Here is a 16,296-nt window from a genome sequence, read left to right as displayed (position 1 = left end):
GAGGGTCGCTTTGCCTTCGCTGCAAAACGACCCTCTGCGCTCCGCACCTCTTTCTTGAGACTGCCTCCATCCGGTCGCGTTGTGTGGCCGGGCGTTTCTGACCGATGGAGGTTCTCACCATGCGACCCGCTCCCTTGCGACCTGCCGCCACTGCCGTCGCCACGCCCGCGCAGCCCCAGCGCTATCTCACCAACGACGAGGCTGCCGACTACCTGCGTCTCTCGCCGCGCACGCTGGAAAAACAGCGCGTGATCGGCAACGGGCCGAAGTTTCGCAAGTTCGGCCGGCGCGTCATGTACGCGGTGGCTGACCTCGATGCCTGGGCCGACCAGCGCAGCTACGAAACCACGTCCGACCCGGAATACGCCGAGCACCACTCGGCCGACAGCCGTGGGCGCTGATCGGCGGCTCGCCGGTGGCCATCGCCATGTCCAACGCACCGCGGGAGCGGGAACAGCTCGACCTGTTCCGCGCCTTGCCGGGCGACATGGCGCCGCGCGACAGCCAAGACCTGATGGCCTTTCCGTTCTTCTCGCTTGCGAAATCGCGGCGCACCGCGCCAATCGACTTCCGCAGCGGCAACGTCACCATCCGCGTGGAGGGCACACAGGAACATGGTATCGCCACCATCTGGGACGCCGACATCCTGATTTGGGCCGCTTCGCAAATCGTGGAAGCGCGCGATGCGGGCATTCGCCCGTCGCGCCTGATGCAGGCGACACCCTACGAGATCCTGCGCTTCATCGGGCGCGGTACGTCGCTGCGCGACTACCAACGCCTCAAGGCTGCGCTGGATCGCTTGCAATCAACCACAGTGGCCACATCCATCCGCGAGACGACCGGGCGGCGGCTGCATCGCTTCTCGTGGATCAACGAGTGGAAAGAACTGGCCGACGCTCATGGCACGCCGCTGGGCATCGAGCTGATCCTGCCGGACTGGTTCTATGCGGGGGTGCTCGACGCGGCGCTGGTGCTCACCATCGACCCGGCGTACTTCCGGCTCACGGGCGGCATCGAACGCTGGTTGTACCGCCTGGTGCGCAAGCACGGCGGCAGACAGGAGGCCGGCTGGCAGTTCGACTTCCGACACCTGTATCGCAAGTCTGGCAGCAGCACGCGGTTTTCGGATTTCGCCTACGACCTGCGCGTTTTGGTGGCGCGGCAATCGCTGCCGGGCTACGTCCTGGGCATCGAACGGATGTCGGGCGACCGGACGGAGCTATTGACCTTCCGGCCCGTGCCGTTCACGGCACGGGGATAACTGCGGGACAACCTGTGGACGGGCTCGTGCTATCAGGAGTAACGGGTATCGTGCTATCGGGAGTACGCCTATCGTGCTATCAGGAGTACGAAACGGCTGCAAAGCCAATAACGGCGCGGGTTTCGACGCCCCTTAACTTACCTAACTTAAATTCTCTAACTTTTAGTAGAAGCGCGCCGTTTCGGTGGACAACTGCCGAAAGGCAAAAAACAAAGCAACCCCGAAAACAAAAACAACCCCGGTTTTCAGAACAAAGGCAGGCTGGCTTTCCAGATCGGAGGGCCGCGCCATGATCGTTGCCTTGCTCAATCAGAAAGGCGGCGTAGGCAAGACCACGCTCGCCACGCACATCGCGGGCGAACTGGCGCTGCGCGGGCAAGCGGTCATCCTGCTGGATGCCGATCCGCAGGGTTCATCGCTGGACTGGACACAGCGCAGAAGTCAGCAAGGTCTGCCCAGGCTGTTCAGCGCCGTAGGTCTGGCACGCGAAACGCTGCACCAGGAGGCCCCAGAACTCGCCAGGCGGGCCGATCACGTCGTCATCGACGGGCCACCTCGCATCGCCGCCTTGGCGCGCTCCGCGCTGCTGGCGGCCGAGCGTGTGCTGATTCCGGTACAGCCCAGTCCCTACGACCTATGGGCCAGTGCCGAGATGGTGGCGTTGATCCGCGAAGCGCAGGTGTTTCGGCCTGCGCTTCGAGCGGCCTTCGTCATCAACCGGCGCGTCAGCACCACCATCATCGGCAGGGAGGCGCGGCAGTCGCTGGCCGAGCAGCCGCTACCGGCGCTGCGCTCTGAAGTGCATCAGCGCATCGTCTTTGCCGATAGCGTAGCCGCCGGCCGGCTCGCACGCGAGACGGCGCCTGAGAGTGCCGCCGCGCGCGAGATCGCCGCACTCACCGACGAACTTCTGCGGTGGCCGACATGACGAATACGCGCGGCAAACGCATCGGCATCGGCGCACGTCCGCCCGCGAATCCGCACGCTGAGGCGTGGATTCGCCAGGGCGACGCCGATGCGTTGCAAAAGGGTGACCTCTACACCGCGCGCCTGACCCTCGACATCACGCCCGCCATGCGGGCGCGCATCAAGGTGTCTGCCTTCACGCGTGGCGTGACGGTAGCCGAACTGCTGCGCGCACTGCTGGAACGCGAGTTTCCGGAGAACTCCCAATGAATGGACAACCTTCTGCGGCCACGGCCGCCACAACCAATGCGAATGCACCTTCGCTCGCGGTGCTCGCCAGACGGGCCAGCACCGTGCCGTTGACCCGCGTATCGCTCGCCTACGTCGAGCGGCGCATCGACCTCTATCTGCGCTTCGGCGAACCGTCACGCATCGTCCGGCTTGACCACTGGCGCCGTGTCGCGGTGTTCTTGGCGGCGGCCGTGTTTTGCCGCATCCGGTGGCAGGCCAATGACTACGGCACGATCCGTTGGGAACTCATGGTGATGCAGGCTTGCACGTCGTTGGATGCGGCGCAGCGCATCCCCGGCGTGCTGCCCGGCGCGCGGTTGCTGCTGCACGCCGAAGGCGAACCCGCCGTCCGCGCTGTGTTCGCGCAGCTCGACGCCATCGAGGCGCTGGGCATTGCGCCTGCCGACGTGTCGCCCGCGTACTGGCTCACGCTCGGCAACCGGCTCGCTGCGCGTTTGCCGTTACCGGAATACACCGCCGAGCGACATGCGGCCTGGCTGGCCGGGAGGGCGTTGCCATGACGACGCTTTCCACATCCAGCATCGCACCGTATCCTCGTTCGCGCCTGCACGCTCACATCGCGCTGACGGGCTTTGCCGCTGCCGGCCTCGCTGCGCTGGCCTGGGCCGCGTTCGTGTCGCCGCTGCCGCGTCTGACCTACAACCCATCCGACAGTGTGGCGGTCGGCTGGTATCGCATTGAACCGTTCGCCCATCGGGCCGCCTCGCTGCCACGTCCGTTGTCCGTGGACAGCATCGTACTTGTCCCACTGCCGGCCGAAGCCGCCGCACTGGCTGCGCACCGCGGCTACCTGCCGACGCGCATTCCGCTGCTCAAGCGAGTGGGCGCCGTATCACCGCAGGAGGTGTGCATCGCTGGCGGTGTCGTTCGCATCGACGGCGTGCCCGCGGCGGCCGTGCTGCCGGCCGACCGGCTAGGCCGCCCGCTGCCATCCTGGCAGCAGTGCCGCCGCCTTGAACCTGGCGAACTATTCCTGTTGAGCGTGACCAACCCGGCGTCGTTCGACAGCCGTTATTTCGGGCCGGTTGCTGCATCCACCGTGATCGGTGTTGCGCATCCGGTCTGGCTGGAGACGCATCGGTGATGGCCGCCGATTCGCTGCGCTTCATCGTGCCATCCGACGTGTCGTCTCGCTGGTCGTCACCGTGTCGTCGCGCGTGCAGTGCGAGCGCATCCGCCCCGCACTTCGCGCAACATCCGGCGCCCCCTTCCCATGTGCAGGCGTCTTGCCTCGAACGCGCCCGGCCTGTGGCCGTGGCTGCGTTCGCCGGCGGGCTGGCTGTGGGCAGCGCAGCACCGCCGGAACGCCGAGGCCCAGAGCGAAAGCGAAGGGCAAAGGCGGAAGGCAAGATAAAAGGTCGCGGCACTCCGTTGCGCGAAAAGCCAGTCTGCACGTGGGGGTGGCGCGGCACGCGCCTAGGAGCGGCAGCGTGCCGCGAAGGTGCGCAATGCCGCATCGGCATTGGCGAAAGCGCGTGCTTCGCGCGCCGGAGTGCGATGGTCTTGTATGGGGCCGCCTCATGAGCAGCCGCGACGATGACCGTTTCCGCGTCCGCCCTGGTGCGCCGAAGCAGCGCGGCGACGCCTTTATCAACAAGGTGCTGCGCCAGACCAGCAAGGCCGGTGTGAAGCTCGGCAAGGCGGCTGGCAAGGTCGGCCAACGGCCCGGTTCCCGCTTAGGGCGCGGCCATGTCGCGACCCGTTTCGCTGGGCGTTCGCTGACGGCCAACGCGCGGCGCGTGACGATCAAAGCTCGCCTGGTGAATCTGGCGAAGGCCGGGCCGCGCTCGACCGCTGCTCATCTGCGCTACATCGAGCGCGAAGGCGTCGATCGCCAAGGCGGGCCGGGTCATGCCTACGGCCCAACGACCGACGCGGCGGACACCGCCGCCTTCGAGGAACGCGGGCGCGAGGATCGGCACCAGTTCCGTTTCATCATCTCGCCCGAAGACGCCGAACAGCTCGACGAGCTGCGCACCTACACCCGGCACCTGATGGCGCGCATGGAGGCGGATCTGGGCACGCGCCTAGAGTGGGTGGCGGTCGATCACTGGAACACGGACAACCCGCATACGCACATCGTCCTGCGCGGCAGGGACGACACAGGCAAAGACCTCATCATTTCCCGCGACTACATCGCCGAGGGGATGCGCCGGCGGGCATCGGAACTGGCTACCGAATGGCTGGGGCCTCGTACCGAGCTGGAGATGCAGCGCGCCCTGCAGCGCGAAGTCAATCAGGAGCGGTGGACGGGCCTGGATCGCACCTTGCAGCGTGAGGCCGGTGACGATGGCCTGGTGCGCACCAGACGCTTCGCCGAACCCCGGCTGCAACGGCAGCGGCAAATGCTGATCGGACGGCTGCAACGCTTGCAGCGCATGGGTTTGGCGACCGAGCAGCAGCCCGGTACGTGGGCCGTCCATGCCGACGCCGAGCCGACCTTGCGGGCGATGGGCGAACGTGGTGACATCATCCGCACGTTGCAGCGGGCCATGAGCGGCAAGCAGCGCGAACTGGCCGTGTTCCAGCCCGGCCAAGATGGCCGCGCCATCGTCGGCCGCGTCGCCGGCAAGGGGCTGGCCGACGAGCTGTACGACAAGGGTTATCTGATCGTCGATGGCACGGACGGCAAGGCACACTACGTCGCGCTGCCGCCGCGTGCGGAGTTGGATCAGTACCCGACTGGCGCCGTGGTGGAGGTGAAAGGTGCCGCCGACGTGCGTGCCTCCGACCGGAACATCGCCGCGCTCACCGCCAATGGCGTGTACCGCACCGACCATCACCTGGCCGTCGCACAAGGCCAGGTCACGCCAGACCGCGACCCGCGTGAAGTGGTGGCCGCGCATGTGCGCCGGCTTGAAGCCCTGCATCGCGCCGGCATCGTGGAGCGCGAGGCCGAAGGCGTCTGGCGCATCCCCGACGATCTCGCCGAGCATGGCCGACAGTACGACGCGCAGCGCCTCGGCGGTGGGGTGGCGGTAGAGTTGAAATCGCACCTACCCATCGAGCGGCAAGCCCGCGTGATCGGCGCGACCTGGCTGGATCAGCAATTGATTGGCGGTGGCAAGGGGCTCGGTGATTCGGGCTTCGGCAGTGAGGTCAAAGTCGCACTACCACAGCGGGCCGACTTCCTGATCGAACAAGGGTTGGCCGAACGGCGCGGGCAGCGAGTGATCCTCGCGCGCAACCTGCTGGAGACATTGCGCGAGCGCGAGATGGCAAAGGTCTCGCAAGACGTTGCCGCCGAAACTGGCCTGGAGCATCGGCCGGTGGTCAACGGACAGCGCTTGACGGGCATCTACCGGCGTAGCGTCATGCTCGTCAGCGGGCGCTATGCCATGCTCGAAGACGGAATGGGGTTCAGCTTGGTGCCGTGGAAACCGGTGATCGATGGGCGGCAGGGACAGTTCATGACCGCCGTCGTTCGAGGTAGCGGCGTGTCTTGGACGTTCGGGCGGGAACGAGGGGTAGGAATTGGTTAAGACATCATCCGATGACTGCTCTTGTCCACGCGATCAGGGCGAGCAGCACGGCATTGCCCGCGGACTTCTTTAATAGGTGTTTCCGCAGCCTGCTAACCATGGCTTGCTAGAGGGCAGTGCTTCGCATCGCTACCGAATGGCCTCGTCCCAATAGGGCGACTCGCCGAACCGGGCCCCCAATGCGTCGACAAGCGCCCTTACCTTCGTTGATAGCGGTCGGCCGGGCGCCCAGACCGCATAGATGGACGTCTCGGGCAGTGGATACGAACTGAGGACGGGCTTCAATTCGCCAGCAACAATCGGCGCGCTTGCAATGAATGTCGGTAGTATCGCCAGGCCGAGGCCCTCGATTGCTGCGTCGCGGAGTGTTTCCCCATTGTTAGCTGTCAGTCGTGGTGTTCTGATCGAAACGGCCTGCCAATTGGACCCAACTCGAAAACGCCATTGATCTGCGAGCGGTCGATTGCCATAGACCAGGAATCGATGATCCCTTGCTGAAAGGTCCTTGAGGGTCAGAGGCTCTCCGCACTCCTTGAGATATGCGGGGCTCGCGCACAGTACCCGACGACTGGGCGCAAGCTTTCGCGCTATGAGAGACGAGTCTTCCAGAGTACCGATGCGCAATGCGAGGTCGAACCCTTCGTCGACAAGATCTACCTGGCGATCGTTGAGATCGACTTCAACATCGAGCAGTGGATGCTCCCTCAGGAACGAGGCGATCGCCGGAGACAGATGCTGATGGGCGAAGGACATCGGAGCAGCCACTCTAAGTCGACCCACGAGTTCACGACGTAAGCTGTGCGTCGCGTCTGCGGCTTCCGCAACATCTTCAAGGATGCGACGCGCGCGGACACCATACGCTTGGCCAACCTCGGTCAGGCTGAGCCGACGGGTGGTTCGGTTGAAGAGATTCGCGTCCAGGCGAGTCTCCAACGCGGTGATACGACGACTAATCACAGATTTGGCCACTCCGAGTCGTCGAGCCGCGCCCGAAAAGCTGCCGGCGTCTACGACATGTATGAATACGGACATCTCATCGAACAAACTCATAGTTTGCCCGTTCCGTTTTCGAGAACAATTTGTTCGAATGAATGGCGATTGTATTGATCCGGACAACTGAATAGCATTAGTTCAGCGGTGGTCACATGTGTGCCACCTTGACTCCTATACACGGCTGCCATGAACCAACAATCTCGATCTTTCATCCTCGCCTCCCTGTTTGGTTTGTTCCTAACATCCGCGGCGACCTCAGCGGCCGCAGCCGACACGTACACCTTGGACCCGGCACACACGCAGACCATCTTCACAATCAATCATCTTGGTTTCTCAACAGTTACCGGCAGCATGAGGGATCTGAAGGGCACATTGCTTCTGGATTCCCAGCAGCCCGAGAATAGTTCGGTCACTGTGACGATGAATCCCAATAACGTCGACACCGGGTTCGCAGCACGCGACGCTGATCTTCGGAGCCCGACGTTTTTCAATACAGCGCAGTTCCCGACGATGACGTTCAAGAGCACGCGTGTGACGAAAACAGGTGACAAGACCAGTGATGTCCAAGGTGACTTCACGATGCTCGGCGTCACAAGACCCGTGACATTGAAGGTGATCCTGAATCGCATTGCCCAAGACACGGTCGGCACCAACGTCTACAAGGTCGGCTTCACCGGGACGACCGCCATCAAGAGATCAGACTTCGGAATGAAGGCGTATTTGCCATACGTAGGTGACGATGTGAGCATCACCATCAATTTCGAAGGCATCAAGCAGTAATCACGTCATCGGCCGGCACGACACCTACGCAGCGTGGAGCGCGACTCACTACTGACGCAAAGTTTTCATTCCACTGTCGTTCACCCAAAAAGCCCGAAGAAAAGTGGTGACTGCATCTTTCGCCCACCGATCCCGCTGGGCAGCGGACGCCGGCGCCTCAGGGTGCATCACGCATTGCATATGAGCTTCGCCACGCACCATGTTCACGAACAGGGAGGCTGCTGAATCGAGTCCGATGCTCCCTAAATCCAGCAGCCGTTTCGACGCGGCGACTTCCAACGTCTCTGCAACGATGTTGTTTATGGCGGCGGGGCCGGCCAGATAGAAGCGCCTCCCAAGCTCGGGAAACCTCGGTGCTTCTGCCGCAATCATGCGGTAAAGCGCCAGCCCGTCACGCGACAACACTATGTCCAAGTAGGCGAGCGCCATCGCGCTCAGGATGTCGGCGAGTGGTTCTTCCGAAGATTTTTCCCTGGGAACGGACTTCAGAAACTTCGCACATTCGGCCTCGACGACAGATACAAACAGGCACTCCTTGGTGGGGTAGTGCGAGTACACAGTCGATTTCGATACGCCGGCGGCCTGCTGAATCATGTCGGTGGTGGCTGCACTAAAGCCGTTGGCCAGGAAGACAGTCCTTGCGCCGGCAAGGACCATGCGGGCCTTTTCTGACTGCACGGCGACCCCGGCTGACACGGGCTGTTTGGACGGCTTGCTTGCTTTCGAGCGCGCTGGCGAGGTGGGCATTTGGTCGTTCCACTGCTGCGAAATAAAACTGCACGATATCACACAAGCAGTACTGACGAAACCGATCGGTACCGATGGTGCGCGTCATAAATCGTTGACGTACAAGGAAAATCACTTCTTGACTAAACCGAACCGCCCGGTTTAGTATGACGCAATGCCACGTTACGGGTCACTCATGTCAAGCCCATCGCTCGAACCTCTCTCGTCGATCAAGCCAACCGTTATGCGATGTCGCGTCATCTCGGCGGCGATTTGCTGCGCAGTCTTGGCTTCATGCGCCGCCGTGCCGGATCTGGGGCAGATAGAAACGCCAGCGTCCATGGACGGGCTTGCGGCCAAGAGGAGCCTCGCGGCACCCGTTGGCGAATGGCCGACGCAGGCCTGGTGGAAGACCTTCGGTGACCCTCAGCTCGACCATTTAATGGACGAAGCGCTGGCGAACTCGCCGTCGATGGCACAGGCGCAAGCTCGCCTCAGTGCCGCTGTTGCTCGATCGAAAGGGGCACGGGCGGCGCTACTGCCCTCTGTCTCCCTGGACGCATCCGCGAGCGAGCAGAAGCTGACATACAACAGCATCTTCCCAAGGGATGTCGTTCCGAAGGGATGGAACGACTACGGCGCAGCCTCCCTGAATTTTGGATGGGAACTCGACTTCTGGGGGAAGAACCGCTCCGCACTAGATGCCGCCACATCCGAGGCGCTAGCGGCGCAAGCCGATGCCGCCGCAGCCCGAGTCCTGCTGACGACGGAGCTTGCAAGTCGTTATGTCCACCTGAACGGTCTGCATGTTCAGCGCCATCTTGCGAGCGAGACGCTAAGAAACCGTGAGGACTCCGAGCGCATGGCGCTGCGTCGGGTTGAGCAGGGGCTAGACACGCAGACAACGCTGGAACAGGCGCACACAAGAGCCAAGCTGGCGCAGGCTGACCTGGCCGACTTAGAAGAAAGGATTGAGTTGGCGCGCAATGGCATCGCGGCAGTGCTGGGTCGCGGACCGGACCGCGGCCTAGACATTCGTGAGGCGCACCTATCGCCGAACCGGTCCTTGAGGCTTCCGGAATCATTGAAGAGCGATTTGATCGGGCGCAAACCGGAAATTGTGGCGGCGCGATGGCGCGTGGAGTCGGCAGCCAAGCGTATCGGCGTTGCGAAAGCAGGTTTCTATCCCAGCGTCAATCTGCTGGCCTTGGTGGGCTACGAGTCGCTGGGCTTAAACCGCTTGTTTGACTCGGGGTCCGACACGGGCCGTGCCGGAATCGCAATCCATCTGCCCATTTTCGAAGGTGGACAGCTGCGAGCCAACTACAGCCAAGCCAGAGCGGAATATGACTTTGCGGTTGCCAGCTACAACGATGCGTTGGTTCAAGCGTTGAGAGAAACCGCCGACGCAGTAAGAAGCTTGCAGGCGCTCCCGAATCGCCTCGATGCAACAGAGTCGGCGGTTGTCAGCAGCGATAGAGCCTATCGGCTCGCCAAACGCCGCTATGACGGCGGCTTATCAAACTATCAAGTCGTGCTATCGACGGAGGATGCCGCGCTCACTTCGCGGATGGCCGTCAATGCTCTGTGGGTGCGTGCCTTATCCCTTGACATTGCACTGACAAAAGCCCTCGGCGGCGGCTTCTCCGACTCTTCAATGAATGAACAGGTAACCCAATGAGTGACCCGATGCCCCCTGAGCCTCAGCAATCTTCTGCAGCGCCGGATGCTTCGCAACAGCGAGCGAAGCGCAAGCGCCTCGTTCTAATTGTGACGGTCGGTCTGGTCACAATCGGCCTTTGCTACGGTGTATGGGAACTGCTGTTTGCAGGTAAATCCGTCACCACGGAAAACGCGTACACGGCAGCGGAAGTGGCCCAGATCACCCCACTCGTTGCTGGTCCTGTAAAAGAAGTCAAAGTCAGCGACACGCAAGCAGTCAGGACCGGCGAGGTGTTAGTTGTCCTTGATGATACCGACGCAAGGATCGCGGTTGCACAGGCCGAGGCGGATTTGGCGCGTACCAAGCGCCAAGTAGGGCAACTGTTGGGAAATGATGAAAGCCTCGCGGGACAAGTGGCCCTGCGGGTGGCGGAAATCGCCACGGCTCGCAGTGACCTGGCTCGTGCGACTGCCGCTTACGAGAAGGCGGCGATCGACGAGCGGCGCAGACAAAACTTGGTCGAAGAAGGCGCTGTATCGAAGGAGGAACTCACAAACGCGCAGACCCAGCTGCGCGAAGCTCGCGCTTCGATGGAGCAGGCCCAAGCGCGAATCCGGGCTGCCGATGCCGCAAGGAATTCTGCGAGCGGTGCCCGGACGGCCAACTCGGCGCTGATTGCCGATAGCACGATCGAGGACAATCCGGCCGTCCTTGTGGCGAAGGCGAGGCTTGACCAAGCGCGCGTGAATCTTGAGCGGACCGTGCTACGCGCGCCCTTCGACGGCATCGTCGCACAACGTTCCGTCGAGATTGGGCAACAGGTTCAGTCAGGTGTCCGGCTGATGACCGTGGTGCCGATCGATCGCATCTATGTTGATGCGAACTTCAAGGAAGGCCAATTGCAGAAAGTCCGCCCTGGACAGCACGCGGAGCTGACATCGGACCTCTATGGCAGCGATGTCGTGTACACGGGCCGCGTCGTAGGCTTCGCCGGCGGATCAGGATCTGCCTTCTCAGCGATTCCGGCGCAGAACGCCACGGGTAATTGGATCAAGGTGGTCCAGCGATTGCCCGTTCGGATTCAGATCGATCGCGAGCAGTTGAAGCAGCACCCGCTGCGGGTCGGTTTGTCGATGGAGGCTACCGTCGATCTGCGCGACCGCGATGAGTCCCAGCCTATTACCGCGAGGTAGCGACATGACTTCCTCGGAACACGCGCCGCTTTCTGGGATGAACTTGGTCATCGCGGCAGTCATCCTGTCTCTCGCGAACTTCATGGTGGTTCTCGACACCACCATTGCCAATGTGGCCATGCCCACGATCTCAGGGTCCATAGGTGTTTCAACGAGCCAAGGCACGTGGATTATCACTTCCTATGCTGTTGCCGAGGCCATCACGATACCCCTGACTGGCTGGCTTGTGCGTCAGGTCGGCGAAGTCCGGCTGTTCATGATCTGCGTCATTGCCTTTGTCTTTTTCTCCGTTTGCTGCGGCTTGGCATGGTCCCTTGAGAGTCTCATCGCCTTTCGCGTGCTACAGGGATTGGCCGGCGGACCACTGATCCCGCTTTCGTCGACGCTGATGCTGGCGGTGTTTCCCAAGAGCAAGGCAAATATCGCGCTCTCGTTGTGGGGGATGGTGACAGTCGTGGCCCCGATATTTGGTCCCATATTGGGTGGGCTTATTTCGGACAACTGGCATTGGGGTTGGGTATTTCACATCAACGTAGCGTTTGGTATCTGCGTCATTTTTGGTGCCATGAAAGTGCTTCGCGGCCGAGATGGACAAACCCAGCGTTCGCGCATTGATGCAGTGGGCCTAGCGCTCCTGGTGGTCTTTGTAACCAGTTTCCAGCTCATGATCGACAAGGGTCGCGAACTGGATTGGTTCTCTTCACCAACGATTATTGTGTGCGCGATCGTTGCAGCCGTTTCGCTTATCTATCTGGTCATCTGGGAACTCACCGATCCCAATCCCATGCTTGACCTAAGCGTCTTCCGCTCGCGCAACTGGCTCGTTTCGTCAATCACCCTGAGCCTGATGTTCGGGATCTTCTTCGGCAATATCGTGCTGACACCCCTATGGCTCCAACAGCAGATGGGTTACACAGCGACATGGGCGGGCTTCGCCACCGCGCCAATGGGTATTCTCGCAGTGCTAACCGCGCCGATTGTGGGTCGTCTTCTGCCAAAGGTTGACCCGCGCTGGATGGTCACCTATGGCATGGGCGTATTGGCCGCGTCGTTCTTCATGCGAGCCCATCTGACATCGCAGGCCGACTTTATGTCGGTGGCTCTCGCGATGCTCCTGCTCGGCGCCGGTATTCCAGCCTGCATTATTACGCTGACCTCACTCGGTGTGTCGGACTTGCCGCCCGAGCGCGTTGCGAACGGAGCCGGCCTGCAAAACTTTCTCCGCGTACTCTCAATGGCGCTCGGATCGTCTCTGACTCAAACCTACTGGGAACACATGTCGAAGGCAAACCGGTCTGAGCTTGTTTCGATTATTGGTCCGGACGCGGGCAATGAGATCGCTTCCGCCGCGGTTCGCGCCGGGATGTCACCGTCGAGCTCGACATCGTTTTTCTCGCGCCTCGTTGATAGCCAGGCCGTGATGTTGGCCACCAACGATTTTTATGCGTTGGCCACCGTGCTCATGATTCTGTCGATCGGCGCTATCTGGTTGGTCAAGCGTCCCAAAGGCCCACTTCAGAAAGTCACGGGACACTGATCTTAGGAGTGTGAAAACAGACGATGCATGTGGCGCATTCTCCTAAACCAACGCGGCGGAAAAATCGACCATGCCTGGAATATAAGAATGTTAAACCTAATTGAAATTTGCTTCCGACCTCTCTCGTGGCCTGCGGTAAGAAAAGGAGCCGTGCAAGACAGCATCGGCGAGACGCGAGCGGTCTGTCTAGGAGACTGCGATGGAATTACGCCATCTTCGTTGCTTTGTTGCAGTCGCCGAAGAATTGCATTTTGCTCGCGCTGCCGAACGGCTGCATATCGAGCAATCGCCGCTGTCGCGTGCGATCAAGGAGCTGGAAGAAGATCTGGGCGCTCAGCTGTTCGCGCGGACTACCCGCAGCACCCGTCTGACCCGCGCAGGCCAGCTGTTTCTGGAACATGTGCCGCGGGTGTTCACGGCTTTGCAACAGGCGCGTGATAGCGTAAGGGCTGCTACAAGTGGCTTTCATAGCCAATTGCGTGTGGCGCTCTCAGACGGCATTCCGCCTTCGCGTTTCTCGACCTTCTTGGCGTTGTGCCGCGAAGAGGAGCCGGAAATCGAGATAAGGCTATCCGAAGTACCGCAAGCCCAGCAGATCAAAGGGCTGCACGACGACCTATACGACGTGGGGTTTGCTGGGTGGAATGAGGTGGGCGACGGCATCATCGCTGAACCTGTCTGGAGCGATCCTTTGATGGTGGCGGTGCCTTCCCGACACCCCTTGTTGACATATAAGCGCATTCCGCTTGAAGAAGTCCTTCGCCATCCGCTGGTGCTTGGCGATCCCAATGTATGCGAAGGGCATACACGCCAGATTGAACGGGTGCTGCGACGAGTTGACCAAGAGCCATTAATTGCCGAACGAGTGGCTTCCGTTGATCTGATGATGGCAATGGTGGCAGCAGGTTTCGCCCTAGGGCTGGTTGGTGCTTCGCAGATAGCCGCCAGCCGTGAACAGGGCGTGGTGGCGCGGCCTCTGGCTGGCCGCACACCGATGCTGATCACATATCTACTACGCCGGGACAACGAGCTTTCGGCGGTGTTGGCTCGTTTCATCGAGAGAACAGGCATCCTCGAACCGTTGGCAGCGAAGAAGCCAGCCGTGACACCTGATCCCGACACTTAGGAAGTCGAACTATGAACAAAATCGTGATGTTCATGCTTGCTGCAATTCTGACTGGCTGCGGCAAGTCTGAACCCATAGAAACGGTGGAGGCGTTAGCCGCCAATCCAGAACGGTTGGAGAAGTTGCGTCAGCAATGCAAAACGGATCGTACTAAGTTGGGCGACGAACTCTGCAAGCGCGTGGCCGAGGCAACGAATAGACGATTCTTTGGCGATGGCAAGGTGCCCTATAACCCCCCGAAGGAGCAGCCAAAATTCTAATACTGCGCCACAACACTATTCTCAGTCTCGCCGACGATTTGTGCGAACGACGGCGGAGTGGCTGTCGCTCCCCCCTCGAGCCAGGCAACCTTGGCCACGAAATAGCGGCGAAGTCGTGCCAGCTTCGCCGCCTGCTCGTCAACAGCGAGAAGTCGCTCGCGCATCACCTGCGCTTGCCGCTCCAGGCTAATGCCACGCGCAAATTCCTCGCTAAGTGCCGCAATTTCGCGAAGCGTAAAACCGAGCGCTTGCTTTTCCCGGATCAGCAAGGCGCGATCGACCTGTTCGGCATCGAAGTCCTGATAGCGATTCGTGCCGCTGCGGCCAACATCCGGTTGCAGCAGCCGCTTCTTCACATAGAAGCGAATGGTGTCGCGCGACAAGCCAGTGACTTTCGCGAATTCGGCAATCAACATAAATAACACTTGACTATGGACTAAAGACCACACTTTACACTGTCTGCTTCGTCAACGCTTTCCGGAATATATCAATGTCGATCACGAACAAAGTAGCTCTAGTGACTGGTGCCTCTTCGGGCATCGGAGAGGAGACCGCCAAGGGACTTCTGGCCAACGGCTATACGGTCTATGCAGGGGCTCGGCGCGTGGAACGCATGCAACAGCTCACCGCTTTGGGCGCAAGAGTGCTGACACTAGACGTGACCGACGACGCATCCATGTCGACCGCGGTCGGCGTGATTCTCCAAGAGATGGGCCATATAGACCTGCTGGTCAACAATGCCGGCTACGGATCCTACGGCTCTCTGGAAGATGTGCCGCTACAGGAGGGTCGCAGGCAGTTTGAAGTCAACGTCTTCGGCTTGGCCCGCCTGACCCAGTTGGTCCTGCCGACCATGCGTGCCTTACGCGCCGGCCGCATCATCAACATTGCTTCGATCGCCGGCAAGGTGGGAGAGCCGTTCGGCACTTGGTATCACGCGACCAAGTTTGCGGTTGAAGGCCTCAGCGACTCACTGCGCATGGAACTTCGTCCATTCGGTATCGACGTGGTCATCATAGAGCCAGGTGCGATCCTGACCGAGTGGAACGGCATCGCTCGCGAAGGTCTCATCAAGTATTCCGGGAGTACGGCCTACTCCGACAGTGCCCGCGCGCACGTGAACATGATGGCTTCGGCCGACCGAGGCTCCTTGCCCTCGCCGCCGTCGGTGGTTGCAAGAACAATCCTCAAAGCAGCGCTGGCGAAGAAGCCGAAAACACGCTACGCGACGGGCGGTGGTGCCAAGATGGTTCTGTCCCTGCACCACATGCTTAGCGATCGTGCTTTCGACGGATTGCTGCGACTAATTTCAAGTCAGGCACAGAAGAAAGAAGTGATCTTGGACGAGCCTTTGAAGTCGGATGCGTGAGCTTTGGAAACTCACTCGGGTTCGGATACAGGCGCCTCACAAGTTACCGGTCTGATGAGTTTGTGAGTCGATACCGTCGACGAATCACGCGTAACTTCAAACCGCCTAGGAGGCAAACGATATGGATGATGTGACCAACGAAATACGCAGTTCACTAGAGGAAATTCTAGCCTTGCAGCGCGCGGCTTTTCTTCGGGAAGGTCCTCCGTCGCTGACTCAACGGCGCGCCGATCTCAAAAAATTGCGCACCGCGATCGTCGAACGCAAGAACGATATTGCCGACGCGATGATGGTGGATTTCGGCCACCGCGCTCCGTTTGAAAGCTTGATGGAACCGCTTTCGTTGGTGCTGGGTATCGATTACCTGCGCAGCAATCTGGCTAAATTCATGCGGCCAACGCGCCGACACGTCGCGATGTCGATGCGTTTCGGCAGTGCGCGCATTGAGTATCAGCCGCTTGGTGTAATCGGAATTGTCTCACCATGGAACTATCCTTTCGCGCTTGCCATGATGCCCCTTGTGACGGCAATTGCGGCGGGTAATCGTGTAATGATCAAACCGTCCGAACTCACACCGGCGAGCTCAGATTTTTTAGTCTCATTTCTTGCCGATCTTTTCCCCAAGGAACAGGTGGCGGTCGCGACGGGCGACGCTTCGGTCGGAGAGGCATTTTCATCCATGCCATTC

Annotated in this window: 19 protein-coding genes; 15 read left to right on the top strand and 4 right to left on the bottom strand. The window is 60.7% G+C overall.

Annotation, left to right across the window (positions count from 1 at the left end; genetic code table 11):
- Positions 1–119 precede the first annotated feature (119 nt).
- Both WBB95_RS12185 and WBB95_RS12180 read left to right on the top strand, forming a co-directional pair.
- Entirely contained in the window at positions 120–401 is a 282-nt protein-coding gene (locus WBB95_RS12185; RefSeq protein ID WP_424487828.1) for a helix-turn-helix transcriptional regulator, read from the top strand.
- 26 nt (positions 402–427) lie between these two features.
- A complete protein-coding gene (locus WBB95_RS12180; protein ID WP_424487827.1) occupies positions 428–1,261 on the top strand; it encodes a replication initiator protein A in 834 nt (277 codons plus the stop codon).
- Positions 1,262–1,423: 162 nt separating this feature from the next.
- Here the strand turns inward: WBB95_RS12180 and WBB95_RS12175 are convergent, their stop codons facing one another.
- On the bottom strand, positions 1,424–1,552 hold the full coding sequence (locus tag WBB95_RS12175; RefSeq protein WP_424487826.1) for a hypothetical protein: 129 nt from the start codon (positions 1,550–1,552) through the stop codon (positions 1,424–1,426).
- Here WBB95_RS12175 and parA point away from each other — a divergent pair.
- The 5 genes from parA (at position 1,551) to WBB95_RS12150 (ending at position 5,961) form a co-directional block, all read left to right on the top strand.
- A complete protein-coding gene (gene parA, locus WBB95_RS12170; RefSeq protein WP_424487825.1) occupies positions 1,551–2,189 on the top strand; it encodes a ParA family partition ATPase in 639 nt (212 codons plus the stop codon). The genes WBB95_RS12175 and parA overlap by 2 nt on opposite strands.
- On the top strand, positions 2,186–2,437 hold the full coding sequence (locus WBB95_RS12165) for a chromosome partitioning protein ParB (protein WP_186711912.1): 252 nt from the start codon (positions 2,186–2,188) through the stop codon (positions 2,435–2,437). Before parA ends, WBB95_RS12165 begins: the two co-directional genes overlap by 4 nt.
- Positions 2,434–2,979 carry a DUF2840 domain-containing protein gene (locus WBB95_RS12160; RefSeq protein WP_424487824.1) on the top strand — a complete coding sequence of 182 codons (546 nt, stop codon included), beginning with the start codon at positions 2,434–2,436 and terminating at the stop codon, positions 2,977–2,979. The genes WBB95_RS12165 and WBB95_RS12160 overlap by 4 nt, the downstream gene beginning before the upstream one ends.
- Complete coding sequence (locus WBB95_RS12155) at positions 2,976–3,563, top strand: S26 family signal peptidase (protein ID WP_424487823.1); 588 nt, start codon at positions 2,976–2,978, stop codon at positions 3,561–3,563. Before WBB95_RS12160 ends, WBB95_RS12155 begins: the two co-directional genes overlap by 4 nt.
- 436 nt (positions 3,564–3,999) lie before the next feature.
- Entirely contained in the window at positions 4,000–5,961 is a 1,962-nt protein-coding gene (locus WBB95_RS12150; protein ID WP_424487822.1) for a DUF3363 domain-containing protein, read from the top strand.
- A gap of 129 nt (positions 5,962–6,090) precedes the next feature.
- Here the strand turns inward: WBB95_RS12150 and WBB95_RS12145 are convergent, their stop codons facing one another.
- A complete protein-coding gene (locus WBB95_RS12145; RefSeq protein ID WP_424487821.1) occupies positions 6,091–7,011 on the bottom strand; it encodes a LysR family transcriptional regulator in 921 nt (306 codons plus the stop codon).
- 129 nt (positions 7,012–7,140) lie between these two features.
- On the opposite strand from WBB95_RS12145, the gene WBB95_RS12140 reads away from it, so the two are divergent.
- A complete protein-coding gene (locus WBB95_RS12140; RefSeq protein ID WP_424487820.1) occupies positions 7,141–7,734 on the top strand; it encodes a YceI family protein in 594 nt (197 codons plus the stop codon).
- Between the two features lie 48 nt (positions 7,735–7,782).
- Here the strand turns inward: WBB95_RS12140 and WBB95_RS12135 are convergent, their stop codons facing one another.
- Entirely contained in the window at positions 7,783–8,481 is a 699-nt protein-coding gene (locus WBB95_RS12135; RefSeq protein WP_424487819.1) for a TetR/AcrR family transcriptional regulator, read from the bottom strand.
- Positions 8,482–8,656: 175 nt separating this feature from the next.
- Between WBB95_RS12135 and WBB95_RS12130 the strand changes: the two genes are divergently transcribed.
- The 5 genes from WBB95_RS12130 (at position 8,657) to WBB95_RS12110 (ending at position 14,239) form a co-directional block, all read left to right on the top strand.
- A complete protein-coding gene (locus tag WBB95_RS12130; RefSeq protein ID WP_424487818.1) occupies positions 8,657–10,141 on the top strand; it encodes an efflux transporter outer membrane subunit in 1,485 nt (494 codons plus the stop codon).
- Entirely contained in the window at positions 10,138–11,316 is a 1,179-nt protein-coding gene (locus WBB95_RS12125) for an HlyD family efflux transporter periplasmic adaptor subunit (RefSeq protein WP_424487817.1), read from the top strand. Before WBB95_RS12130 ends, WBB95_RS12125 begins: the two co-directional genes overlap by 4 nt.
- 4 nt (positions 11,317–11,320) lie before the next feature.
- Positions 11,321–12,853 carry a DHA2 family efflux MFS transporter permease subunit gene (locus WBB95_RS12120; RefSeq protein WP_424487816.1) on the top strand — a complete coding sequence of 511 codons (1,533 nt, stop codon included), beginning with the start codon at positions 11,321–11,323 and terminating at the stop codon, positions 12,851–12,853.
- A gap of 199 nt (positions 12,854–13,052) precedes the next feature.
- Positions 13,053–13,979 (top strand): LysR family transcriptional regulator, encoded by a 927-nt coding sequence (locus WBB95_RS12115; protein WP_424487815.1) that lies wholly within the window; start codon positions 13,053–13,055, stop codon positions 13,977–13,979.
- An 11-nt stretch (positions 13,980–13,990) separates the two neighbouring features.
- Positions 13,991–14,239 (top strand): EexN family lipoprotein, encoded by a 249-nt coding sequence (locus tag WBB95_RS12110; protein ID WP_424487814.1) that lies wholly within the window; start codon positions 13,991–13,993, stop codon positions 14,237–14,239.
- Here the strand turns inward: WBB95_RS12110 and WBB95_RS12105 are convergent.
- Positions 14,236–14,655, bottom strand: coding sequence for a MerR family transcriptional regulator (locus WBB95_RS12105; RefSeq protein WP_424487813.1), 420 nt, complete (start codon positions 14,653–14,655; stop codon positions 14,236–14,238). The two genes, WBB95_RS12110 and WBB95_RS12105, sit on opposite strands and share 4 nt — an antisense overlap.
- Positions 14,656–14,729: 74 nt before the next feature.
- Between WBB95_RS12105 and WBB95_RS12100 the strand changes: the two genes are divergently transcribed.
- Both WBB95_RS12100 and WBB95_RS12095 read left to right on the top strand, forming a co-directional pair.
- The gene (locus WBB95_RS12100; protein WP_424487812.1) at positions 14,730–15,608 is read left to right on the top strand and encodes an oxidoreductase; all 879 of its coding nucleotides are present in this window, start codon (positions 14,730–14,732) and stop codon (positions 15,606–15,608) included.
- Positions 15,609–15,729: 121 nt separating this feature from the next.
- Positions 15,730–16,296, top strand: a 567-nt coding sequence (locus tag WBB95_RS12095; protein ID WP_424487811.1) for an aldehyde dehydrogenase family protein, incomplete at its 3' end; no start/stop codon positions are given.

It is taken from the genome of Pseudomonas sp., assembly GCF_049645325.1.
GTDB lineage: Bacteria > Pseudomonadota > Gammaproteobacteria > Pseudomonadales > Pseudomonadaceae > Aquipseudomonas.
Note: the sequence above shows the minus strand (reverse complement) of the source record. Positions and strands in the feature narration are given on the sequence as shown.